We start from the raw sequence: 24,648 nt of genomic DNA, 5'->3' as shown, positions 1-24,648 counted from the left end.
TCGTGTAATAAACACCACATACATCTATAGATGGATATACCAAGAGAGGTGAAATCATGGCGAAACGAAAGAAAAAAAATAAAAAGTCATCAAGCTGGAAGTCTCAATTGACCTTTGAATTGTTCGGATTGTCGCTTTTAGCCTTGACATTGATTGCTGCAGCAGAGTTTGGTAGAGTCGGGCGTGTATTCGCGAACTTATTCAAGCTCTTAGGTGGTGAATGGTATGGCCTGCTGTTGCTTGGCGTATTCATTTTATCCATGTACGTGATCTGGAAACGTTCGTGGCCTGCATTCTTCACTAGAAGACTAGCAGGTATATACTTGTTTGTGCTTGGACTGCTACTACAAAGTCATGTGAAGCTGTTCGAACTGCTTACCCGGAACGGAGAATGGGAAAACCCTTCTGTCATCCAGAATACTTGGGAGCTCTTCATCCAGCAGCAAGGGGCAGCACCGGGTACAGCTGACCTTGGCGGAGGAATGATTGGAGCTATTGGATTTGCATTCACTTACGTCTTATTCGCACCTGAAGGGACCCAGGTCATCATCTTTTTCATGTGGGTCATAGCTGTACTTCTGATTACAGGTCTCTCAATGAGCGATATATTATCAAAGATCGTCGTTCCAATGAAAAATTTCATCGTGCATACATATTCGGACTGGAAAGAGCATTTTGAAAGTAAGAAAGAGGAGAAAAAAGCGGAACGTACAAAAGAGCGGAAGTCGAGAGGGAAGCGAACGAGTGAGAGAAAGCCTCCTGTTCCAGAAGAAAAAGTGTCAGAGGAAGAGACTTATACAGAACCGATCATTCAGGAATATAACGAAAATGTGTATCAAGGGGCTTTCGAATTCGAAGAGCTGAAAGAAGAGAAAGCGGCTAACCAAACTGCTGCACAGAAAAAAGAGATGTCCGATTCATCCCAAAATAAAGGGAAGGCACCTGAATCCACTGAAGAGTCACCTGGTTTCTCAATAGCGGAAGTGGAAAATGAGTCTTATGAATTGCCATCGTATGATCTGCTCAGCCGTCCAGTGAAGGCGGGTCAACATCGAGAAAGACAACATGTATCTGAAAATACGAGAAAACTGGAAAGAACTTTCGAAAGCTTCGGCGTGAAAGCTAAAGTCGTCAAAGTCCACTTAGGGCCTGCGGTGACAAAGTATGAGGTTCAACCGGCTATCGGTGTCAAGGTCAGTAAAATCGTCAATCTGACGGATGATCTGGCTTTAGCTCTCGCTGCGAAAGATTTACGGATTGAAGCTCCTATTCCAGGACGATCCGCAATCGGTATCGAAGTCCCGAACCAGGAAGTTTCAATGGTTTCTCTACGAGAGGTCGTTGATACGAAACGGAATGATCTCAATTCGAAGCTGACGATCGGATTAGGTCGTGACATCTCAGGAGAGCCTATTTTAGCGGATTTAAGCAAGATGCCGCACTTGCTCATCGCAGGTGCAACGGGTAGTGGTAAGAGTGTATGTGTAAACGGAATTATCACGAGTATCTTGTTGAAAGCGAAACCGCATGAAGTGAAAATGATGATGATCGATCCTAAAATGGTCGAACTGAATGTATACAACGGCATTCCACACCTTCTGGCTCCTGTGGTAACGGAACCGAAGAAAGCCGCACAGGCACTGAAACGCGTCGTCAATGAGATGGAACGTCGTTACGAGTTGTTCTCCCATAGTGGCGCAAGGAATATCGAGGGTTACAACAATATGATCAAACGGAAGAATGATGAAGAATCAGAGGCGAAGCAAGCCTTATTACCATACATCGTCGTCATCGTTGACGAGCTGGCGGATCTGATGATGGTCGCATCGGGTGATGTTGAGGATGCAATCACTCGACTGGCTCAGATGGCTCGTGCAGCAGGCATTCATTTGATCATTGCAACCCAGCGACCTTCAGTGGACGTCATCACAGGTGTCATCAAGGCGAATATTCCATCACGAATAGCGTTCAGTGTCTCTTCTTCAACCGATTCAAGGACGATACTCGATATGGGTGGAGCAGAAAAATTACTCGGAAAAGGGGATATGCTGTTCTTCCCGATTGGAGCAAACAAACCGACACGGGTGCAAGGAGCGTTCTTGTCGGATGAAGAGGTACAAGATGTCGTCGACTTTGTCATCGGTCAACAGAAGGCAAAATACCAAGAAGAAATGATTCCTACAGATGAACCTGAACAAAAGGTTGAAGATGTCGAGGATGAATTGTTCGATGATGCGGTCAGTTTGATTCTCGACATGCAGACCGCTTCAGTTTCTATGCTTCAAAGACGATTCCGAATCGGGTATACCCGTGCTGCGCGACTCATCGACGCAATGGAAGCGAGGGGGATCGTCGGGCCATATGAAGGCAGCAAACCACGTGAAGTGCTAGTTTCACATCATGATCAAGATGCCTCATCCAGTTAACACAAGAAAGACGACCATTCGAGATGAATAACGTGTTTACTTCAGAGGTGCAAACAAGTAAATATCAAAGAGAAACGCACTGGATTTCACAATGAAATTCACAGTGCGTTTTTTATTGTTATATCAGCCCTTCCCTAAACTTTTGTGCCTACATAACATATGAATTCACATACCATTTCACAGGGCTGAAATAATTATTGGAGGGCTGTGAATATAGGTGTGATTTGTGTTGTACGGACAGGAGATCCGTTATTTGTGACAAAAACGCTCATTTCGGGGTGCAAACGGACATCAGAGACGCTATTCTTTAAAAAGTATATGGTTTTTAATGATTTTGGCCCAAATAAGGTACCATATGTCCGTTAGGTTTAGTAAAAGTGAATAATGTATAGAAATAAGGTCCTCAATGTCCGTTAGATATATGAATTAGTCATTCTTCATCAATTATCAATAAGTAACTGGATCCATTAAGACTCAAGAGTGGATTCAAGAAGTATGTGTTATACCTTGTGATTCAGTCTGTGATTTTGCGTTTTGCACCTCACAAGTGAACCCGTTACGAAATGAATGGTCGTTTTTAAATTCTTTTCTTTATTTTAAAAATTTTCGACACTCCAGCGGGAAAAGCGAGCCAGGCGAGACCCTACAGCAGCTTTCACCACTAAAGGATCTTCGACTAAGTACCATCACATCCTGTGATGAACGTCGAAGTCAGTACATACTGTACAAGTCCGTCCTGTGGAGAACCTCGAAGTCACCACATCCTGTGGAAGTTCTGACAAGGTCACTCGATTGTCATCTAATTTATGAATTTGAGTGTACTTTTTGAAACATTCGTGTAACATTTTTTCCTATTCTGTAAAATTAGTATTTATTTATTGTTGTAAAAATGATATAGTATTGTCGAATATTGTTAAATTAAATAGATTAGTAGTACTTCTGAGGTGAAGACGTGTGACCATTAAAACGGACCATCGTCTATTATATTTGCAGGTAATAGATCGATTGAAGAAAGATATTGAAGCAGGTGTTTACGAAGAGGGGGAGCGGCTTCCAAGTGAATTCGAACTCTCTAAACAACTCGGGATCAGCAGAGCGACCCTCAGGGAAGCTTTACGGATCCTAGAAGATGAAAACGTCGTAGTCAGACGCCATGGTGTCGGTACATTCGTACGTTCTCGTGCGGTCTTTTCATCTGGAATCGAAGAGCTTTTCAGTGTCACTGAAATGATCGAACGTGGCGGTAAAAGCCCGGGTACGAATTTTCTAAGTTCAGATACTAGGGACGTTACGGAGGAAGAGCTGCAACGTTTCAATACAGAGGAAGACGAACAATTGGTCGTTGTGGAGCGTGTACGTACAGCAGATGGACGACCTGTCGTATACTGCCTGGATCAGATTCCAGCGAAGTTCATGCCAGTGAATCAGAAGACGACTGAGGAAGAGTCTCTTTTCAACTTGCTTGAAAAGGAATCAAATCGACGTGTTTTGTATGCGGTTACACATATCGAACCGGTCGGTTACCACGAAAGGGTTTCAGAGATCCTTGAATGTCCACCAGAGACTTCTCTACTTGTGTTGAAGCAGATGCATTATGATCAAAATGACAACGCTGTCTTATACTCTGTCAATTACTTCCGTGCAGATAAATTTGACTTCCATGTTGTCAGACGTCGGGTGTAAGGCCTTTTACCAATTTTAGGGGGTGAGTGCTGAAAAAGAGAGCGTTCAAGCATCATACGTGTACTATGAAACTTTGAAAATACATTAAGGGGGAATAGGATTCATGAAAAAGCGTTATGGATTTTTAATGTCTATGGTATTGGCAGCAGGTACACTACTATCTGCTTGTGGAGCAAGTGACGATGCATCAGGGGATGGCGAAAAGGAACAGAAGGAAGACGGCTTTAAAGTAGCAATGGTTACCGATACAGGTGGAGTTGACGATAAGTCATTCAACCAATCTGCTTGGGAAGGTCTTCAAGAATTCGGAAATGAAAACGACTTGAAAGAAAAAGAAGGATATACGTACGTTCAATCAGACGCTCAAAGTGACTATCGTCCGAACTTGAACAACCTAGTACGTCAAGACTTCGATCTTGTATTCGGAATCGGATTCCTTATGCAAGAAGACATCAAAAAAGTAGCTGAACAGCAAAAAGACGCACAATTTGCACTAGTAGATAGTGTCGTTGATTTGGATAACGTAGCAAGCATCACGTTTAAAGAGCACCAAGGATCTTTCCTAGTTGGACTTGTAGCTGGACTTCAGTCTAAATCAAACAAAATCGGTTTCATCGGTGGAGTAGAATCTGAACTCATCAAGAAATTTGAAAACGGATTCAAAGCTGGTGTATTGACGGCTAACCCTGACGCTGAAATCTTCACACAATATGCTGGTGACTTCAACGACGCTGCAAAAGGTACAACGATCGCTGCTACACTTTATGGTAAAGGTGCAGATGTTATCTACCACGCAGCTGGTGGAACTGGAGCAGGCGTATTCACAGAAGCGATCAACCGTAAGAAAAACGGTGAAGACGTATGGGTGATCGGTGTTGACCGTGACCAATTCGCTGAAGGTATCTATGATCAAGACGCTAACAAGAGTGTAACGTTGACTTCAATGGTAAAACGTGTTGACACAGCTGTATTCGAAGTATCGAAGAAAACGATGGAAGGAAACTTCCCTGGTGGAGAAATCGTAGAATTCGGTCTTGAAGAAGACGGCGTAGGAATTGCCCCTACTCAAGACAACGTATCAGAAGAAGCTCTTAAAATGGTCGAAGAGTACAAAGAGAAAATCGTTGCAGGTGAAGTGGAAGTTCCTAAAACAGACGACGAGTTTGCATCATTTAATAAGTAAAAACATGTAATCTCCATATAGCTCTATACAAAGGCTGGTAGTTACTACTGGCCTTTGTTCATGTAAACCATCCATACAGGGTGTAAAAGCACGCATGTAATCCGAAATGCTCTCAAGTCAGAATCAGTAAGGTAAGACGTCATAGCTCTTGGGTGTAACAAGGCAAGTCTTACACGCTCAATGTAGCTTTCCTTGCTACACTCGAGAGAATAGGGAGCATCGATCATACAACAATTGTAGGCTATGTTTTAGGAACAACAGGTGTAGGAGTGATTACTTTTGGAATACGTCATTGAAATGAAAGGGATTCGAAAAGAGTTTCCAGGCATTGTTGCCAATGACAATGTAACGTTACAAGTACAAAAAGGGGAAATCCATGCACTTTTGGGGGAAAACGGTGCAGGGAAATCCACGTTGATGAACGTATTGTTCGGATTGTATCAGCCTGAACAGGGTGAGATCCGAGTACGAGGAGAGAAAGTTGAAATAACCGATCCGAATATTGCCAACAATCTCGGAATCGGAATGGTTCATCAGCACTTCATGTTAGTCGAGAATTTCACAGTTACAGAGAACATCATCCTTGGTAGTGAACCTAGGCATCGAGGTCAGGTCGATGTAAAAAAGGCTGCAAAGAAAGTAGAGGAAATTTCCCGTCAGTATGGACTGAGAGTTGACCCCTATGCAAAAATCGAAGACATTTCCGTAGGGATGCAGCAGCGCGTGGAGATCCTCAAAACGCTTTATCGTGGTGCAGACATCTTGATTTTCGATGAGCCGACAGCGGTTTTGACACCGCAAGAAATCAAAGAACTTATTCAGATCATGAAGCGATTGATCGCTGAGGGTAAATCCATCATCCTCATCACCCATAAGTTGAAAGAGATCATGGAGGTTTGTCACCGTTGTACCGTCATCCGAAGAGGTAAAGGAATCGGAACGGTCGACGTAGCCACTACGAACAGGGACGAACTAGCATCCATGATGGTAGGGCGTGAAGTTTCTTTTACAACTGAAAAAGAACCAGCCAAACCTAAACAGGATGTCCTGGAAATCAAAGATCTCGTCGTGAAGGATTCCAGGGGTGTGACAGCTGTGAAAGGTCTTGATCTGACTGTGAAAGCTGGGGAAATCGTCGGTATCGCTGGTGTCGATGGTAACGGTCAGTCTGAGTTGATTGAAGCGATCACGGGTCTTCGTAAAGCTTCGAGTGGTTCGATTCAGCTGAACGGTAAGAACATCACGAATCGTAAGCCACGAAAAGTGACCGAGTCGGGTGTCGGCCATATTCCTCAAGACCGTCATAAACATGGTCTTGTCCTGGATTTTTCAATTGGTGAAAATATGGTTCTTCAAACGTATTATCAAGAACCTTACTCAAAGTTCAAGCAATTGAAGAAAACGAACATATTGAATAAAGCGAAAGAGTTGATTGACCAGTTCGATGTACGTACACCGAGTGTGCATACACAAGCACGTGCATTATCTGGTGGAAATCAGCAAAAAGCGATCATCGCGAGGGAAGTCGATCGAAGTCCTGACCTATTGATTGCAGCGCAACCTACACGTGGATTGGATGTCGGAGCTATTGAATTCATCCATTCCAAGTTGATTGAAGAGCGTGATGCGGATAAAGCAGTTTTGCTTATCTCTTTCGAACTTGAAGAAATCATGAATGTTAGTGACAGGATTGCTGTCATATACGAAGGGGAAATTGTAGCTGTTGTCGATCCGAAGGAAGTTACCGAACAAGAACTCGGATTGTTGATGGCAGGATCCAAACAAGCTGAGAAGGGGGAACAGTAGGTGAAATTGCAAAAGATTCTTTTCAAACTCAGTGTACCAGTCATAGCAGTTGCACTTGCCCTTCTCGTTGGTGGGATTCTGATGCTGACGAGCGGATATGACCCATTCGAAGCATATTACGCATTGTTCAGTGTCCTATTTACAGATTCATACTTCATTGGTGAAACGATCCGTCAAATGACGCCGTTGATCTTATCGGGTCTTGCAGTAGCATTTGCTTTCCGTACAGGCTTATTCAACATCGGAGTGGAAGGTCAATTGTTAGTCGGCTGGCTCGCTTCTGTCTATGTCGGAATCGCTGTAGAAGGCGTACCTGCTTTCATCCATGTGCCGCTTGCCATCCTGGCTGGAGCACTTGCAGGTGGATTATGGGGTCTAGTGCCGGGTTATTTGAAGGCAAGGTTCAAAGTCCATGAAGTCATTACAACGATCATGATGAACTATGTTGCATTACATGTGACGAACTCCATCATTCGATCGTACCTTTTGGCACCAGGGGAGCGTACGGAGGAAATCCAACCTTCCGCGTCCTTATCCTCAATGTTTTTACAAGAGATCACAGATTTTTCACGTCTCCATTATGGGATCGTCGTTGCAATCCTTGCTGCGATCCTGATGTGGTATCTTCTGTGGAAAACGACGACTGGTTATGAATTGCGTGCGGTAGGGTTCAACCAACATGCATCTGACTACGCAGGTATCAATGTATCGAAAAACATCGTTCTGTCAATGGTCATCTCTGGAGGTTTCGCAGGTGTCGCAGGAGCGATGGAAGGTCTCGGAACGTACCAGTACATGACGATTAACGCTGCGTTCACCGGCGTTGGTTTTGATGGTATCGCTGTTGCCCTTTTAGGAGCGAACAGTGCGATCGGTATCATTCTTGCTGCCGCTCTTTTCGGTGGATTGAAAATTGGTGCATTGAACATGCAAGCCATCGCTCAAGTTCCACCTGAACTGATCACGATTGTCATTGCATTGATCATCTTCTTCGTTGCATCCAGTTATCTCGTGCATTGGCTGAGAAATCGCATTAATAAAAGGGGGAAAATCTAGATGGATCTCATGCAAATTTTAGGCATCATCATACCAACAGCCATCTTTGCAGCAGCCCCTCTTATATTAACTGCGCTCGGTGGAGTATTCAGTGAACGATCCGGAGTCGTCAATATCGGACTTGAAGGTCTCATGATGATGGGCGCATTCGTCGGAGCAGTATTCACGTTCTATGGAGAAACGTGGGGCTTCGGTGGTGCATCACCATGGTTCTCTTTCGTAGTTGCAATCATACTTGGAGCGATCTTCTCGCTTTTACATGCCGTTGCAAGTATTACATTCAGAGCGGATCAGGTCGTCAGTGGTGTAGCGCTGAACTTCCTTGCAGCAGGTTTGACGATCTTCCTTGTGAAGAAAATTTTCGATGCAGGACAAACACCTTACTTGAACGAACGTATTTTCAAGTCGGATGTGCCAATCCTGTCTGATATCCCGATCATCGGTCCATTGTTGTTCGGTAAAGCTTATGTCACGTCTTATGTGGCGATTGCACTTGCAATTGTCGTTTGGTTCGTCATTTACAAGACACCGTTCGGATTACGATTACGCTCTGTAGGTGAGCATCCGATGGCGGCAGACACGATGGGAATCAACGTTACGAAAATGAGATACATTGCAGTCATGCTCAGTGGGGCTTTCGCAGGGCTGGGTGGCGCGGTCTACGCTACATCCATCAGCGGGAACTTCACCCACTCGACGATTGCAGGACAAGGGTTCATGGCGCTTGCAGCGATGATCTTCGGAAAATGGCATCCACTTGGAGCTTTAGGGGCGGCACTGTTTTTCGGATTAGCGCAATCCTTGAGTATCACAGGTCAGCAGATTCCGTTTTTAAAAGAAATCCCTTATGTGTTCCTTTTGATCTCTCCTTATGTGTTGACGATCCTTGCCCTGGCAGGATTCGTCGGAAGGGCAGATGCACCGAAAGCAATCGGGAAGCCTTACGAAAAAGGAAAACGCTAACTTTTAGAGAACTTCTCTTTATGAGGAGTTCTTTTTACTTTGTCTAAATTAGATTCATCATTGATATTAAATGAAATCAACCTCCTCAATTCCAAAGCTTGACGTTATCGTACGTCCCTGATCCGAGTATATATGAAGTGTTCATGATTCTACTCCGATTCGGGTATGCTAACAAAAAAAGAAGGAGAGGTCCGAATATGGCGAAGACTAAAGAACCACGAGTGGTTTCATCAAATGGTTATACACTCCATCTTCTAGAAACAGAAAAATATAAAACCACGACATTTTCCATCCAGATCAAACGGAAGATTGAAGAAGAAAATGTCACAAAACGAGCATTGTTGGCTCAAGTTTTGAAAGCAGGTACGGAGTCATATCCTTCCTCATTACATATTCACAGATTGTTAGAGGATATGTATGGTGCCGGGTTCGTCACATCAATCGGTAAGAAGGGCGAGTATCAGATCATCACGATCCGTATGGATGTTTCCAACGAGAAATTTCTACTGGATCAAACCCCGTTGCTTGAACAATCGATTTCGTTTTTAGGGGAAGTATTGTTGAATCCTCTGACGGATGGCGAGAAATTCAATGAAACGAATGTCAAAAAAGAAAAACGTGTCCTTAAACAGAAGATCCAATCCATTTACGACGATAAAATGCGCTTTGCGAATAAACGCTTGATTGAAGAAATGTTCAAAGGTGACCGTTATGCACTCCATGCATTCGGGAAAGAAGAAGAAGTCGATGGCATCTCAGCCGAGGAGCTTTACACATACTATCAGGATGTAATCGAGAATGATGAAATTGACGTCTATGTCGTTGGTGATATCGATGGAGATCAAGTGACGGATCTAATCCAATCGAAAATCCAGCTTTCTTCACGACCGGCTCCTGAAAAAATGTCTGCACCTGCTATCAATCGAAAAGATCAGGAAAACGTAATCTTCGATGAGCAAGATGTCAAACAGGGGAAACTTCATATGGGTTACCGCACATCCATTACGTATTCCGACCCAAACTATTATGCTATGCAAGTGTTCAATGGGATCTTTGGAGGATTTTCTCACTCCAAGCTGTTCATCAATGTCCGGGAGAAAGCGAGCCTCGCTTATTACGCTGTTTCCAGAGTGGAAAGCCATATCGGTGCGATTTTTGTCATGTCTGGTATTGAATTCAAAAATTATGAGCAGGCAGTAACCATTATCCGAGAGCAAATGGATAAGATGAAAAACGGAGATATTTCTGACGGAGAACTTGCACAGACAAAAGAAATGCTTCGAAACCAAATCCTAGAGTCTGTAGATAACCCGAATAGTTGGGTCGATCTCCTATATCACTCAAAAGTAGCAGGCATCGAACGCTCCATTGATGAATGGATCGAAGGCATTCAAGCTGTCACGATGCGGGATGTGTTGGAAGTTGCAGATACTGTTACTTTAGATACGATCTATTTCCTTAAAGGGGAGGGTCAATAATCATGAAAGAAGTCTATTACGATCAGTTACAGGAGACGTTGTATTCAGATACGCTTGATAATGGTCTCGAAGTTTACATTTTACCGAAAAAAGGGTTCAACAAGACATACGCGACGTTCACGACGAAATACGGATCAGTGGATAATCACTTTACTCCTCTTGGAGCAGAAGAAGCGATTAAAGTACCGGATGGAATTGCGCATTTCCTAGAGCATAAATTGTTCGAGAAAGAAGATCGCGATGTCTTCCAGGATTTCAGTAAGCAAGGGGCATCTGCAAATGCCTTCACATCTTTTACAAGGACGGCTTACTTGTTTTCAAGTACATCGAATGTGATCGAAAACTTGCGAACACTGATTGATTTCGTTCAAGCACCATACTTCACCGAACAGACAGTTGAAAAAGAAAAAGGGATCATCGGGCAAGAAATTGAGATGTATGATGATAATCCGGATTGGCGTGTGTACTTCGGTGTGATTGAAAATATGTTCCATCATCACCCGGTGAAAATCGATATCGCAGGAACCGTTCCTTCCATTGCAAAAATTACGAAGGATGACCTATACACCTGTTATGAAACGTTCTACCATCCGAACAACATGTTACTGTTCATCGTTGGGAATGTGGAACCAGAAGAGATCATGAATCTGATTGTAGAGAACCAGAACAGTAAAGATTTCGCACCTCCTGAAAAAATCGAACGGTTCTTTGACGATGAACCAGCCGAGGTGGCGAAGAAAAAGTCTGTCATCAAGATGACGGTCCAAACGCCAAAATGCATGGTCGGTTTCAAACAGGCGAATCCGGGCAGGTTTGGTGACGAACGTTTGAAATATGAGCTTTGCATGAATCTTCTGTTGGATTACCTTTTCGGTCAAAGTTCCAACAACTATGAAGATCTCTATAGTGAAGGGCTGATCGACCAATCCTTCTCTTTTGATTACACGGAAGAAGGGGACTTCGGATTCACCTTGATAGGTGGAGACACGACGGATCCTGACCGATTGACGGAGCGGATCGTTGAAATGATCGAGGCAGAAAAATCCAAAGGGATTGAAGGTTCGTCCATCGACCGTTTGAAGAAGAAAAAAATCGGAAGCTTCTTACGATCCATGAATTCACCGGAATATATCGCAAATCAATTCACCCGGTTCCAATTCGGAGGCATGAATCTATTCAAAGTCGTAGAAATGTACGATAAGATTACAAATGAGGATTTAGAAACGATCATGAAAGAGCATTTCAATCAGAAATCGTTCACAAGTTGTCAGGTTAGACCAAAAAAAGCATAGCACAGAGGGAGACTGGCTGAGAGGTCAGTCTCTACTTCATATTGATATATTGGGGAGGGGAAATGCTATGTCTCGATATGCTTTAGTGACAGGTGCGAGTGGGGAAATTGGACAAGCCATTGCAAGAGAGCTTGCCGATCAGGGTTACAACCTTTATTTGCACTATTATCAAAATAAAGAAGCCGTCGAGAAGCTGCAGTTCGAATTTTCAACAAAGGTCGAATGCAAGCTCGTCAATGCGAATCTTGCTGATTCTGAGGGACCTTCCGTTCTTTATGAACAGTTAGACAAGCCGGTGGAAGTCCTCGTTTATAATTGCGGAAGTTCTCATACTGGATTGATGACGGATGTTTCTCCCAAAGAGCTGGATAGCATGGTTCAACTACAATTGAAAAGTCCCTTCAGTTTGTTGCAGAAGCTTCTTCCGACCATGGTGGAAAAAAAGCAAGGATCGATCGTGATGATTACATCCATTTGGGGGCAAACAGGTGCATCGTGTGAAGTCTTGTATTCCATGGTCAAGGGGGGAATGAACACGATGGTCAAAGCGCTATCCAAGGAACTAGCCCCAAGCGGGATCCGGGTCAATGCAGTGGCTCCAGGAATCATCGCCACGAAAATGAACGAACATCTTTCAGAAGAAGAGTTGGATGAGATTGCTGACGAAATCCCAATCGGGCGTTTCGGACTACCGGAGGAAGTTTCAGATGCTGTCGGATATCTGATCTCGAAGAAATCATCCTACATCACCGGTCATATCCTACCGGTAAATGGCGCTTGGTATTGTTGAAGAAATTTCGTGCATAATCCATCCTGAAATGAGAAATGATAATCCGTGAACGACTTTAATTTTTTCTAGGAGGGACTGCAAATGTCTGTTCTTGATAACTGGGAAGAATGGAAAGGTTTTCTCGGAGACCGTCTACGCAATGCAGAAGGCAAAGGGATGAGACACGAAGCCATTACTGAAATTGCCACAGAAATCGGTGGATACTTAGCTGAGCAAGTAGAACCGAAAAATGCGGAAGAAAAGGTACTTGCTGACCTTTGGAATGTTGGTTCTGAAGAAGAACGCCATTCTATCGCAAGCATGATGGTCAAGTTAGTTGAAGACCGTCGTGAATAGTTGAAAGATGCTGATCCTCTTGACGGATACCTGTTTACAGGTTAAGAAGTTGATTCAAGATGGGTCAGCTTTTTTCATGGATGAAGGATTACCAAGTTTATCTTTATTTTTACTTTTCTTACAGATGAAAATCATTTATCATTAGAGAAAAGGATGTCGGAAAATGAGGAATTGACGGAAGGAGATGAGCAATGGAAGCGCAGGAATGGTACTTAGAATATGAAATACATAAAAATCGTCCTGGTCTACTTGGGGATATTTCTTCATTGCTCGGGATGCTTGGTATCAATATCATCACTATCAATGGTGTAGACAATATGAGAAGAGGCATGCTATTACTCGTTCACAATTCTGAACAAGTCGAACGTCTGAAGACCATTCTCGAAACGATGGATAATATTACGATTACGAAGATGAGAAAGCCGAAGCTACGTGACAGATTAGCAGTCCGACACGGACGATACATACAAAGAGATGCCGATGACAAGAAAACATTTCGCTTTGTAAGAGATGAACTCGGATTACTTGTCGATTTCATGGCCGAATTGTTCAAGGTGGATGGACATAAGCTGATAGGGATACGAGGGATGCCACGAGTCGGGAAAACCGAATCCATCGTGGCAGCGAGTGTCTGTGCGAATAAACGATGGGTATTCGTTTCTTCAACCTTGTTGAGACAGACGATCCGCAGCCAACTTGCTGATGATGAATATAGTAACGATCACGTATTCCTCATTGATGGGATTGTCTCTTTGAAACGATCATCTGAAAAGCATTGGCAGCTCATCCGTGAAGTGATGAGGCTTCCAGCTACAAAAATCGTGGAACATCCGGATATCTTCGTAAGAGAATCGGAATATACGATGGATGACTTCGATTACATCATCGAACTTCGGGATGACCCAGATGAAGAAATCACATACGATCTTGTTGAAACGAACGTTACATCCTTTGATTTTGAATAGTGGTAGGTGGTAGTATGACAGAATTGGGTCAGCGCTTAAAAGAAGCGCGTTTAAGTAAAGGTTTATCTTATGATGAGTTGCAAGACAAGACTAAAATCCAAAAACGCTATCTGCAAGCCATTGAAGAAGGACAATACAGCATTCTTCCAGGTGCTTTCTATGCCCGAGCGTTCATTAAAAACTATGCAGAAGCGGTGGATCTCGATCCAGATCAATTGTTTGAAGAACATGCAAGTGATCTTCCTGCCACTGATCAGGCGAAGACCGAATTTGCTCCACGGGCATCCAGAGCGAAGAGCGACGTACCGAAAGACAGTAAGATTGCGAGAGTATTGCCATTGATTTTCACGGTCATGCTCCTGATTGCATTGTTGATTGCGGGATACTGGTTCGTATCGAATAACGTAAACAATGCGAAATCCGAACCGACTCAGGACAGTGTTGATGATTATGACTCTGAACAGGGGGATGAGCCTGAGGAACCTGAACAGCCTGCAGAAGATACTCAGGATGACTCCAGTGCAGATGATACAACTGAAGGTGACAGTACAGAAACCCAATCTGAAGAAGAGGAACCGGTTCAAGAGCAAAATATTGAACAGGTTTCAACAGAAGGTATTGTAACGACGTACACCCTTTCCAATACAGATGAATTCAATGTTGAGTTGAAGACGACTGGAAAATCATATATTGATGTGAAGGGTGCCGACAATAAATTGATACAACCGAGCGGGAAGGAATATCCTGAAGGTGAAACACTTCAGTATTCTCTCACTGATCAATCGAAGGTCACTTTCAATATCGGTGCAACACCTTATGTTGACATCACGGTCAATGGAGAACCTTTCACCTACACCGTGAAACCGTCTGAAAGAGTTCACCAAAAAATCGTCATTCAATATGAAAAAGGAACAGAAAACGCTCAGTAAAAACATAGGATTGGCTCAAGTCATAAGGTCTCGAGCCAATCCTTTTTCATTGGCTCTTTTCTTAAGGATTGTTACTTTAAAATCAATGGTATTTAGAAACCACTTGTGCAATTTGATTGGAGTGCAAGGTGCGAGACTCCAGCGGGATCAGTGGGACAGGTGAGACCATTCAATGTCGCAAAGCGATGAGTGGGCTCACCGCACGCCCCACGGAAAGCGAGCACCTGAAGCGGAAATCAACTACTTTCAAGAGCATCAAAAGTTTGCGAAAACAGTCTTTTCTTTTTACATATTGAAGTTTCCTTTTAAATGGATTGTGGTAAAATAGACATGTTTACGTTCATATTGATTCAGGAGGAAGTTATGAATTTACCTAATAAGATTACTTTTTCACGTGTATTATTGATTCCGGTATTTATGATTTTTTTATTAGTGCCATTTGACTGGGGCGCGATTGAAATCTTTTCGGGAGAGATCCCGACCCATCATTTCATTGCAGCACTCATCTTCATCATTGCATCCTGTACGGATTGGATTGATGGTTATTATGCAAGAAAGCTTAACATGGTCACCAACTTAGGGAAATTTCTAGATCCATTAGCTGACAAGCTACTCGTCACGGCAGCGTTGATTGGACTTGTAGAATTACAGCTGGCTCCTGCTTGGATGGTCATTTTGATTTTGAGCCGTGAATTTGCTGTAACTGGATTACGTTTGATCGCTGCAGGAGATGGCGATGTGATTGCGGCGAGTCAGATGGGTAAATTGAAAACATGGATCCAAATCATTGCGATAGCCGCATTGCTGCTTCACAACGTGCCTTTCACTGCGCTGTCCATCCCGTTCGCAAGCCTTGCACTATGGGCTGCGACAATCATCACGGTCTATTCCGGATGGGATTATTTTATGAAAAACAAACATATTATGCTAAAGTCGAAATAACAGAACTCATACCGTCCTTACTTAAAGGGCGGTTTATACTTTCCTGAAAATGAGGTGGATTGAATGAACGCTGAAATCATTGCAATTGGATCTGAGCTATTACTTGGTCAGATCGCCAATACGAATGCACAATTCATTTCCAAGCAACTAGCTGAGGAAGGAATCAATGTTTTCTATCATACAGTGGTGGGAGATAACAAAAACCGCTTGATCCAAGCAATTGAAACGGCTTCAGAGCGGTCAGACCTACTGATCTTCACAGGCGGTCTCGGTCCCACGAAAGATGATCTAACGAAAGAAACGATTGCGGAACACCTTGGTTTGTCTCTCGTGGAAAACGAAGAAGCGATGGCTTTGATTGAAGGGTACTATGAAAAAACCGGTCAGACGATGTCCGAAAACAATCGTCGTCAAGCAGTCGTATTTGAAGGCGCGGATGTTCTAGCGAACAATAATGGTATGGCGCCAGGGATGGCACTTCATCAAGACGGTACGACGTATATCCTATTACCTGGACCACCGAAGGAAATGCAACCGATGTTCATGAATTATGCCATTCCTTACGTGAAGCAGTTCCGTGGGGACGATTCACTCATCCATTCGCGTGTCCTTCGTTTCTATGGTATAGGGGAATCTGCTCTTGAAACGAAACTGATGGATTTGATTGATGCACAGACAAACCCGACAATTGCACCTCTAGCGGGGAACTTTGAAGTGACATTGAGACTGACAGCGAAATGTCAGACGAAAGCCGAAGGAGAGGCTCTGATCGATAAGCTGGAAGGTCAGATCTTTGAACGTGTAGGCGAGTATTTTTACGGTTATGACGAGACGAGCCTGTCAGCAGAAGTCATGCAGAAACTTCAAGATACGGATCATACACTGGCATGCGCTGAAAGCTTGACTGGAGGTTACTTCGGACATGACTTGACGAAAATCTCTGGGATTGGACAAGTATTCCTCGGGGGGTTGATCTGCTATCAGAATGATATTAAAAGAGATCTTCTGAAAGTCCCGCAAGAAGTACTGGACAATGAAGGAGCTGTCAGTGAAAAATGTGCTCGATTGATGGCTGAAAATATCCGTTCCCAGTTCGGCAGTGATTATGGCATCAGCTTTACAGGTGTTGCCGGTCCGAATGAAATGGAAGGGAAATCACCTGGTACTGTCTATATCGGAATCGCCTCTGAAGGTGGGACGAACATATATCCGTTGAACCTCGCGGGTGGTCGAAATGCGGTACGCAGTCGGACCGTCAATTACGGCTTGTTCTACTTGTTGAAAGAATTGAAAAAAGGCGAATAAATGTTCGTAAAAAGTATTGGCAAATGTAATGAAAAACGGTATGATGAGGTTAGTCAATTTAGAGGAGTGATTTCATGAGTGATCGCAAAGCTGCATTAGATATGGCATTACGACAAATAGAAAAGCAATTCGGTAAAGGATCTGTCATGAAGCTGGGGGAACAAACTGAAAACCGTGTTTCCACGACTTCAAGCGGATCACTCGCTGTAGATATCGCACTAGGAGTAGGCGGATATCCACGAGGAAGAATCATCGAGGTTTACGGTCCTGAATCATCTGGTAAAACGACCGTTGCCCTCCATGCGATTGCAGAAGCACAAAGAAACGGCGGTCAAGCGGCCTTCATCGATGCGGAACACGCATTAGACCCGGTATACGCTGAAAAGCTCGGTGTCGACATTAACGAACTATTACTATCCCAACCGGATACAGGTGAACAAGCGCTTGAGATTGCAGAAGCATTAGTACGAAGCGGTGCAGTAGACATCTTGGTCATCGACTCCGTTGCTGCACTCGTACCGAAAGCTGAAATCGAAGGGGAGATGGGTGACTCTCACGTAGGTCTACAAGCCCGTTTGATGTCCCAAGCACTTCGTAAGCTTTCCGGCGCAATCAGCAAGTCGAAGACGACAGCAATCTTCATCAACCAGATTCGTGAGAAAGTCGGAGTCATGTTCGGAAATCCTGAAACAACTCCTGGTGGACGTGCGTTGAAGTTCTATTCATCCGTCCGTCTAGAAGTACGCCGTGCAGAAACATTGAAGCAAGGAAACGATATGGTCGGTAACAAGACGCGTATCAAGGTTGTCAAAAACAAGGTCGCTCCTCCATTCAAGACGGCTGAAGTGGATATCATGTACGGAGAAGGAATTTCTAGGCAAGGTGAGATTCTTGATATCGGTTCAGACATCGATGTCGTTCAAAAGAGCGGGGCTTGGTACTCCTTCAATGGCGAACGTCTCGGACAAGGACGTGAAAATGCGAAGCAGTTCTTGAAAGAAAACGAAGCGATTGAAAGTGAGATCTACTCGTCGATCCGTTCCTACTATCAGATGAGTACGAACGAAACGGCAGCAGCTGCTGAAACAGAAGAGGAAGAAAGCGATAAACTCGTTTAATCCGCTTAGATAAAGATACCCGGGATTTCCCGGGTATCTTTTGTTATATAAAAGAGTTTCAAAGTCCTTGAGCTGGTAAAGTACGAGCATTCTGACAGCTCTTGACATTGAATTTGGACAACTATACAATTAGGGTATATTGTTTGATTACTTTTACATTTGTTAAACAATGAAACCGCTGTATGTGAATAGCTAGCTTTTAAGAAACTATTCAATTTTACAACCAACAATCAGATAGCAAGAGGAGGTGATAGGTATGGATAACATATTTGTCCTCATCTCCATTTTGCTTGTCTCTGCAGTAGTATTTGCAGTTGTTGGATATCTTGTTCGTAAATCCATTGCTGAAGCGAAAATTTCGAGTGCCGAGCATGCAGCGAAGCAGATCATTGAAGATGGAAAACGTGAAGCTGAAGCTAGCAAAAAAGAAGCTCTGCTCGAAGCGAAAGATGAGATTCATAAGCAACGAGTAGACGCAGAGAATGAAATTCGTGAACGCAGAACTGAACTTCAAAAACAAGAACATCGCTTGGTTCAAAAAGAAGAGGTCCTTGACCGTAAAAGTGAAACCTTGGACAAAAAAGAGGAATCATTAGAAAAAAGGGAGGATTCTCTCACCAAAAAACAACAACAAATCGAAGAGATGGAAAGCAAAGTGGAGCAAGTGTTGCAGCAACAGCAACTGGAACTCGAAAGATTATCTGGAGTTTCACGCGATGAAGCGAAGCAAATGATCATGGATCAAGCACAGTCGGAAATCGACCACGAGCTTGCAGCTATGATGAGAGAACGTGAAGTTCGCGCGAAAGAAGAAGCAGATAAGAAGGCGAAGGAAATTCTATCCCTAGCCATCCAGCGTTGTGCTGCTGACCACGTAGCGGAGACGACGGTATCCGTTGTCAACCTGCCGAACGATGAGATGAAAGGTAGAATCATCGGTCGTGAAGGACGAAATATCCGTACCCTTGAAACATTGACGGGGATTGATTTGATTATTGATGACACACCAGAAGCTGTCATTCTTTCAGGCTTCGATCCAATCAGACGAGAGATTGCAAGAATTGCTCTCGATAAACTTGTTTCAGATGGACGAATCCATCCTGCACGTATTGAAGAAATGGTGGACAAATCCAGAAGAGAAGTGGATGAGTATATTCGAGAAATCGGTGAACAGACGACATTCGAAATGGGTGTACACGGATTGCATCCTGACTTGATCAAAGTATTGGGACGATTGAAGTACCGTACAAGTTATGGTCAGAATGTATTGAAACACTCCATGGAAGTCGCTCACTTAGCTGGTCTTATGGCTGCTGAACTGGGTGAAGATGTAACAGTCGCACGCAGAGCTGGATTGCTTCATGACATCGGTAAAGCGATTGACCATGAAGTGGAAGGCAGTCACGTCGAAATTGGAGTCGAGCTCGCTGAGAAGTATAAAGAGCACCCGGTGGTTATCAACAGTATCGCATCCCATCACGGAGATACGGAACCGACTTCAATCATCGCTGTACTTGTCGCTGCTGCAGATGCCTTGTCTGCTGCAAGACCAGGTGCACGTAGAGAAACACTTGAGACGTATATCAAGCGACTCGAAAAGCTTGAAGAGATTTCAGAGTCCTTCGAGGGCGTTGAGAAGTCCTTTGCCATTCAAGCTGGTCGTGAGATTCGTATCATGGTTCGCCCAGACATGGTGGATGACATTGCATCCCATCGTATGGCGAGAGACATCACGAAGAAAATTGAAGAAGAACTCGACTATCCAGGACATATCAAAGTCACCGTTATACGGGAAACGAGAGCAGTCGAGTATGCTAAATAAAGTGGCGATTTCCGCCACTTTATTTTTTATGGATCAACCAAGACTTGTGATGCTGTTCATAGTAACGAGAGATTGGACACAGGATAAGGAAAATGGCATAGTAAGGTAAGCTATTCATTATTACATATAGAAGGAGTTTGAGAATGAGAATTCTATTCGTAGGAGATGTCGTAGGATCACCTGGTCGTGCGATGGTCGAAACCTATTTATCTAAATTGAAAAACAAATACAATCCGACACTCACAATCGTGAACGGGGAGAACGCAGCACATGGTCGTGGGATCACAGAAAAGATAACTCGCAACCTGAAGCAATGGGGAGCGCAGGCGATTACGATGGGAAATCACACATGGGATAACAAGGAGATTTTCGATTTCATCGACGATGTACCTCAAATGGTACGCCCCGCCAATTTTCCGGAAGGGACACCTGGTCAAGGGTATACTTTTGTAAAAATAAACAATATTGAAGTAGCAGTCGTCAATTTACAAGGACGAACGTTCATGCCGCCGCTCGATTGCCCCTTCCAGAAGGCGGATGAAATCATTGAAAAAGTAAAGAGTCGTACACCGTATATTTTCGTGGATTTCCATGCAGAAGCTACAAGTGAAAAGCAAGCGATGGGTTGGTACCTAGATGGAAGAGTTTCTGCTGTTGTCGGTACGCATACCCATGTCCAGACTTCCGATAACCGTGTCCTGCCTGGAGGAACTGCGTATATCTCCGATGTCGGCATGACGGGTCCATACGATGGGATCCTCGGCATGAGTAAGGAAGCGGTTCTCAAAAAATTTCTGACAAATCTGCCTGTCAGGTTTGAAGTGGAAAATGGGCGGGAACAGTTAAGTGGAGTCGTTATCGATTTGGATAAAGAGACCGGTCAAGCTAAATCGATTCGAAGAATCCAAATAAATGATGATCATCCTTTCACTGAGTAGCGTGCTCCTTTTCGCTACTATTTTACTACAGGAAGCTATAATCAACTGACTTCTCGCGACTCCTGAGCTTTATTTAACACCAACGTTTGCCTCAACCAAGTTTTCTTTACACTTGTGTTGGATGCCTTTTCAACAAAAGAAGTGTGTCGACGTAGTAGAAAAGGCTAAGTTCACAGTATAAGCGCAACTAAGGTTCAACCTGCGCTTACGCTTGGCTTCACCAAGTTTTCTTTACAAATTGGTAACTTAGGAGGAATACAAGCTCAAATCCTGAATATAGTAGAAGTGGTAGGATATCAATAAGGAGGTACAAATCATGGAAATATTAAAAGTTTCAGCAAAGTCCAATCCAAATTCTGTAGCTGGCGCTTTAGCCGGAGTCCTCCGTGAAAGAGGAGCTGCCGAAATACAGGCAATCGGTGCCGGCGCCTTGAACCAAGCAGTGAAAGCTGTAGCGATCGCCAGAGGATTTGTAGCACCCAGTGGAGTTGACCTCATTTGTATCCCTGCATTTACAGATATCTTGATTGATGGAGAAGAGAGAACGGCAATCAAGTTGATTGTAGAACCGAGATAAGAAACGTTCGACCTGTTTGTTCACAAGAGCAAGCAGGTTTTTGCATGTTCGAAACGAAATAATAGATAATGGAAACTTGGCACCTGTTGAGGAGGACCAGGTTTTTTCATGGTTTAAAAAACCTCATAGTTAACTATACTAGTAAGCTGAAACGGTTTTTTACGGAACTGTTTCTGAGGAGGTCATGTTGGAATGAAGGTGTTCGACGCACATTGTGATGCATTATTGAAGCTGTGGAGAAATCCAGAACTCACTTTTCAAAGTTCTCATCATCTACAAGTTTCATATCAAGGATTGAAAGCAGCTGGAGCCAAGATACAATGTTTTGCGGTATTCGTTCCAGATGATATTGTTGGGGATGCTCGTTTTCAAGCAGCTCTCGATATGATCGACCTCTTTTATGAGAAAGTCGTGAAACCTTATCCTGACATTAAAGCTGTCAGGACAAAAGAGGAAATCGATCGATTGGAAGAAAATGAGATCGGAGTCATGCTGACGTTGGAAGGTTGCGGCCCTGTTGCGAACGACCTTACCCGTCTTCAAACATTGCTCCGTCTGGGTGTCCGATCCGTTGGATTGACCTGGAATTATGCCAATGATCTGGCAGACGGTGTCCTTGAAGAGAGACAAGCAGGTTTATCGAACCTCGGGATTGAAGCAGTCAAAATGCTGGATGCTGAGAAGGTATGGACTGATGTTTCGCATTTGACAGAAGCGGGATTCTGGGATGTGATGGAATTGACCGATCGGGTCATCGCTTCCCATTCCAATGTGAAGGTGTTATGCGACCATCCTAGGAACCTGAATGACCACCAGATCCAAGCCCTCATTAAAAAAGATGCGATGATGGGTATCACATTCGTTCCATACTTTTTGAGCGAAAGATCCCCTGTTCATATCAAGGAGATCATCAAGCACATCGATTATGTCGCATCATTTGGTGGTGTTCGCAACATCGGATTCGGATCGGACTTTGACGGCATATCGGAAACAGTCAAAGGACTGGATTCCTATTTCGGCTACGACCTGCTCATCAACGAACTTCAGAAACACTTTTCAGAAGAAGAAGTAAGAGGCTTTTGTTATGAAAATTTCGTTGAAAGAATTACTTTTTAGTAAATTTGGAATAGTCGGATTGATGGAAGAATTTTCAGTAGACTACTTGCATTTTAATAGGGATAGGTCTATTATTGTAAGCGTTATAAACCATTTTTCTTCCCAAATTTTAGAGGGTTATTACATATTACCATCGATTTGGATTAATCAAAAAGGACTGGAACATTAGAAGGGGTGGAGTTTTGAATGGTAGATCAACTTTCATGGAAAGTTGGCGGTCAACAAGGAGAAGGAATTGACAGTACTGGTGAAGTATTTTCACTTGCTCAAAACCGTTTAGGTTATTACCTCTATACTTACCGCCACTTTTCTTCTCGAATTAAAGGTGGTCACACGAACAACAAGATTCGCGTTTCCACAAAAGAAATTGGTGCAGTTTCTGATGACTTGGATATTTTGGTTGCGTTCGACCAAGAAACGATCGATGTGAACTATCACGAGTTACATAATGAAGGCATCATCATCGCAGACTCCAAATTTAATCCGACTGCTCCAGAAGATTGTAAAGCCAAATTATTCGCTGTTCCATTTACTGAAATTGCAAATGAATTAGGTACATCATTGATGAAAAATATGGTTGCCATCGGAGCAACAAGTGCTATTCTCGGGCAATCAACAGAAGAGTACCGTGAAATTGTCCAGGAAGTATATGGTCGTAAAGGTGAAAAAGTTGTAGAAAAGAACATGGAAGCGCTTAGACAGGGTGCAGAATATTTCAATGAACAAGCAGGCGGTCCGATCGAGCGTCTTCAGCTTGAAAAAGCAGACGGCAAAAAGCGTATGTTCATGATCGGAAACGATGCAATTTCCTTAGGATTCTTAGTCGGTGGGGTACGATTCATGTCTGCCTACCCGATTACACCTGCATCTGAAATCATGGAGTATATGATCAAGCATCTTCCGAAATATGGCGGAACGGTCATCCAAACAGAAGATGAAATTGCTGCAGCGACAATGGCGATCGGCGCTAACTATGCAGGAGTCCGTACGATTACAGCATCTGCTGGTCCAGGGCTTTCCCTCATGATGGAGGCAATCGGTCTTTCCGGTATTACCGAAACACCGCTTGTCATCGTTGATACCCAGCGTGGTGGTCCATCGACTGGTCTTCCGACAAAGCAGGAGCAATCCGACTTGATGGCGATGATCTATGGTACACATGGTGAAATTCCGAAAGTCGTTATGGCGCCAAGTACAGCAGAAGAAGCTTTTTACGATGCAGTAGAAGCACTTAACATTGCTGAAGAATATCAATGTCCAGTCATCTTATTGTCTGACTTGCAGCTTTCACTCGGTAAGCAGACCGTACAGCCATTGGAACATGGTAAAACGGAAATTCGTCGCGGTAAGCTTGAAACGAATGAACTGCCTGAGCTCGAAGCGAAGGAATATTTCAAGCGTTATGAAGTGACGGAAGATGGCGTGTCACCTCGTGTCCTTCCAGGTGCGAAGAATGGTATCTACCATGTGACAGGTGTTGAGCACGACCAGACTGGTAAGCCGTCAGAAGTGGCTGCAAACCGTCAAGCGCAGATGGATAAGCGTAACCGTAAATTGAACAACTTGAAGTTCAATACACCGATCTATACAAATGCGAAGCATGATGAAGCGGATGTCCTCGTTGTTGGATTCAACTCGACAAGAGGGGCGATCGAAGAAATGATGCCACGTCTTGAAGAGGATGGCGTCAAGGTGAACCATGCTCATATTCGTCTGATTCATCCATTCCCTGCCGAAGAGATGAAAGAACTAGTCGATTCTGCTAAGAAAGTCGTTGTCGTTGAAAACAACTCGACTGGTCAATTGGCGAACATCATGAAAATGAACATTGGAAACCTTGAAAAAATCAACAACGTATTGAAATACAACGGCAACCCATTCTTGCCTTCAGAAATTTACGCAAAATGCAAGGAGCTGTTATAA

Annotated in this window: 20 protein-coding genes; all 20 read left to right on the top strand. The window is 43.7% G+C overall.

What is annotated here, in order from left to right:
* Positions 1-56: 56 nt before the first annotated feature.
* The 20 genes from ACXQIQ_RS04160 (at position 57) to ACXQIQ_RS04065 (ending at position 24,648) form a co-directional block, all read left to right on the top strand.
* On the top strand, positions 57-2,426 hold the full coding sequence (locus tag ACXQIQ_RS04160) for an FtsK/SpoIIIE family DNA translocase (protein WP_439300001.1): 2,370 nt from the start codon (positions 57-59) through the stop codon (positions 2,424-2,426).
* A gap of 954 nt (positions 2,427-3,380) precedes the next feature.
* A complete protein-coding gene (locus ACXQIQ_RS04155; RefSeq protein ID WP_439300002.1) occupies positions 3,381-4,109 on the top strand; it encodes a GntR family transcriptional regulator in 729 nt (242 codons plus the stop codon).
* A gap of 103 nt (positions 4,110-4,212) precedes the next feature.
* Complete coding sequence (locus ACXQIQ_RS04150; RefSeq protein ID WP_439300003.1) at positions 4,213-5,292, top strand: BMP family lipoprotein; 1,080 nt, start codon at positions 4,213-4,215, stop codon at positions 5,290-5,292.
* A gap of 279 nt (positions 5,293-5,571) precedes the next feature.
* Entirely contained in the window at positions 5,572-7,098 is a 1,527-nt protein-coding gene (locus tag ACXQIQ_RS04145) for an ABC transporter ATP-binding protein (RefSeq protein ID WP_439300004.1), read from the top strand.
* 6 nt (positions 7,099-7,104) lie between these two features.
* Positions 7,105-8,154, top strand: a complete 1,050-nt coding sequence (locus ACXQIQ_RS04140; protein WP_439301939.1) for an ABC transporter permease — start codon at positions 7,105-7,107, stop codon at positions 8,152-8,154.
* The gene (locus ACXQIQ_RS04135) at positions 8,155-9,117 is read left to right on the top strand and encodes an ABC transporter permease (RefSeq protein WP_439300005.1); all 963 of its coding nucleotides are present in this window, start codon (positions 8,155-8,157) and stop codon (positions 9,115-9,117) included.
* Positions 9,118-9,314: 197 nt separating this feature from the next.
* Entirely contained in the window at positions 9,315-10,595 is a 1,281-nt protein-coding gene (yfmF, locus tag ACXQIQ_RS04130; protein WP_439300006.1) for an EF-P 5-aminopentanol modification-associated protein YfmF, read from the top strand.
* Between the two features lie 2 nt (positions 10,596-10,597).
* Complete coding sequence (yfmH, locus tag ACXQIQ_RS04125; protein WP_439300007.1) at positions 10,598-11,887, top strand: EF-P 5-aminopentanol modification-associated protein YfmH; 1,290 nt, start codon at positions 10,598-10,600, stop codon at positions 11,885-11,887.
* A gap of 67 nt (positions 11,888-11,954) precedes the next feature.
* Positions 11,955-12,677, top strand: coding sequence for an elongation factor P 5-aminopentanone reductase (gene ymfI, locus ACXQIQ_RS04120; RefSeq protein ID WP_439300008.1), 723 nt, complete (start codon positions 11,955-11,957; stop codon positions 12,675-12,677).
* A gap of 81 nt (positions 12,678-12,758) precedes the next feature.
* Positions 12,759-13,013 (top strand): DUF3243 domain-containing protein, encoded by a 255-nt coding sequence (locus ACXQIQ_RS04115; RefSeq protein ID WP_439300009.1) that lies wholly within the window; start codon positions 12,759-12,761, stop codon positions 13,011-13,013.
* A 191-nt stretch (positions 13,014-13,204) separates the two neighbouring features.
* Positions 13,205-13,978, top strand: coding sequence for a DUF3388 domain-containing protein (locus ACXQIQ_RS04110; protein ID WP_439300010.1), 774 nt, complete (start codon positions 13,205-13,207; stop codon positions 13,976-13,978).
* A 14-nt stretch (positions 13,979-13,992) separates the two neighbouring features.
* Complete coding sequence (locus ACXQIQ_RS04105; RefSeq protein WP_439300011.1) at positions 13,993-14,907, top strand: helix-turn-helix domain-containing protein; 915 nt, start codon at positions 13,993-13,995, stop codon at positions 14,905-14,907.
* A gap of 363 nt (positions 14,908-15,270) precedes the next feature.
* Positions 15,271-15,849 (top strand): CDP-diacylglycerol--glycerol-3-phosphate 3-phosphatidyltransferase, encoded by a 579-nt coding sequence (gene pgsA, locus ACXQIQ_RS04100; protein WP_439300013.1) that lies wholly within the window; start codon positions 15,271-15,273, stop codon positions 15,847-15,849.
* Positions 15,850-15,912: 63 nt separating this feature from the next.
* Positions 15,913-17,154: a competence/damage-inducible protein A gene (locus tag ACXQIQ_RS04095; protein WP_439300014.1), complete on the top strand. Its 1,242-nt coding sequence runs from the start codon at positions 15,913-15,915 to the stop codon at positions 17,152-17,154.
* 74 nt (positions 17,155-17,228) lie between these two features.
* Positions 17,229-18,272 (top strand): recombinase RecA, encoded by a 1,044-nt coding sequence (recA, locus tag ACXQIQ_RS04090; protein WP_439300015.1) that lies wholly within the window; start codon positions 17,229-17,231, stop codon positions 18,270-18,272.
* 256 nt (positions 18,273-18,528) lie between these two features.
* A complete protein-coding gene (rny, locus tag ACXQIQ_RS04085) occupies positions 18,529-20,094 on the top strand; it encodes a ribonuclease Y (RefSeq protein WP_439300016.1) in 1,566 nt (521 codons plus the stop codon).
* A gap of 143 nt (positions 20,095-20,237) precedes the next feature.
* Positions 20,238-21,032: a TIGR00282 family metallophosphoesterase gene (locus tag ACXQIQ_RS04080; RefSeq protein WP_439300017.1), complete on the top strand. Its 795-nt coding sequence runs from the start codon at positions 20,238-20,240 to the stop codon at positions 21,030-21,032.
* Between the two features lie 316 nt (positions 21,033-21,348).
* Positions 21,349-21,609 carry a stage V sporulation protein SpoVS gene (spoVS, locus tag ACXQIQ_RS04075; RefSeq protein ID WP_003211281.1) on the top strand — a complete coding sequence of 87 codons (261 nt, stop codon included), beginning with the start codon at positions 21,349-21,351 and terminating at the stop codon, positions 21,607-21,609.
* 192 nt (positions 21,610-21,801) lie between these two features.
* Positions 21,802-22,725: a dipeptidase gene (locus ACXQIQ_RS04070; RefSeq protein WP_439300018.1), complete on the top strand. Its 924-nt coding sequence runs from the start codon at positions 21,802-21,804 to the stop codon at positions 22,723-22,725.
* A gap of 186 nt (positions 22,726-22,911) precedes the next feature.
* Positions 22,912-24,648 (top strand): 2-oxoacid:acceptor oxidoreductase subunit alpha, encoded by a 1,737-nt coding sequence (locus ACXQIQ_RS04065; RefSeq protein ID WP_439300019.1) that lies wholly within the window; start codon positions 22,912-22,914, stop codon positions 24,646-24,648.

This window comes from Pseudalkalibacillus sp. Hm43 (genome assembly GCF_054170705.1).
The sequence above is the reverse complement of the archived record's forward strand: the minus strand, read 5'-3'. Positions and strand labels throughout refer to the sequence as shown.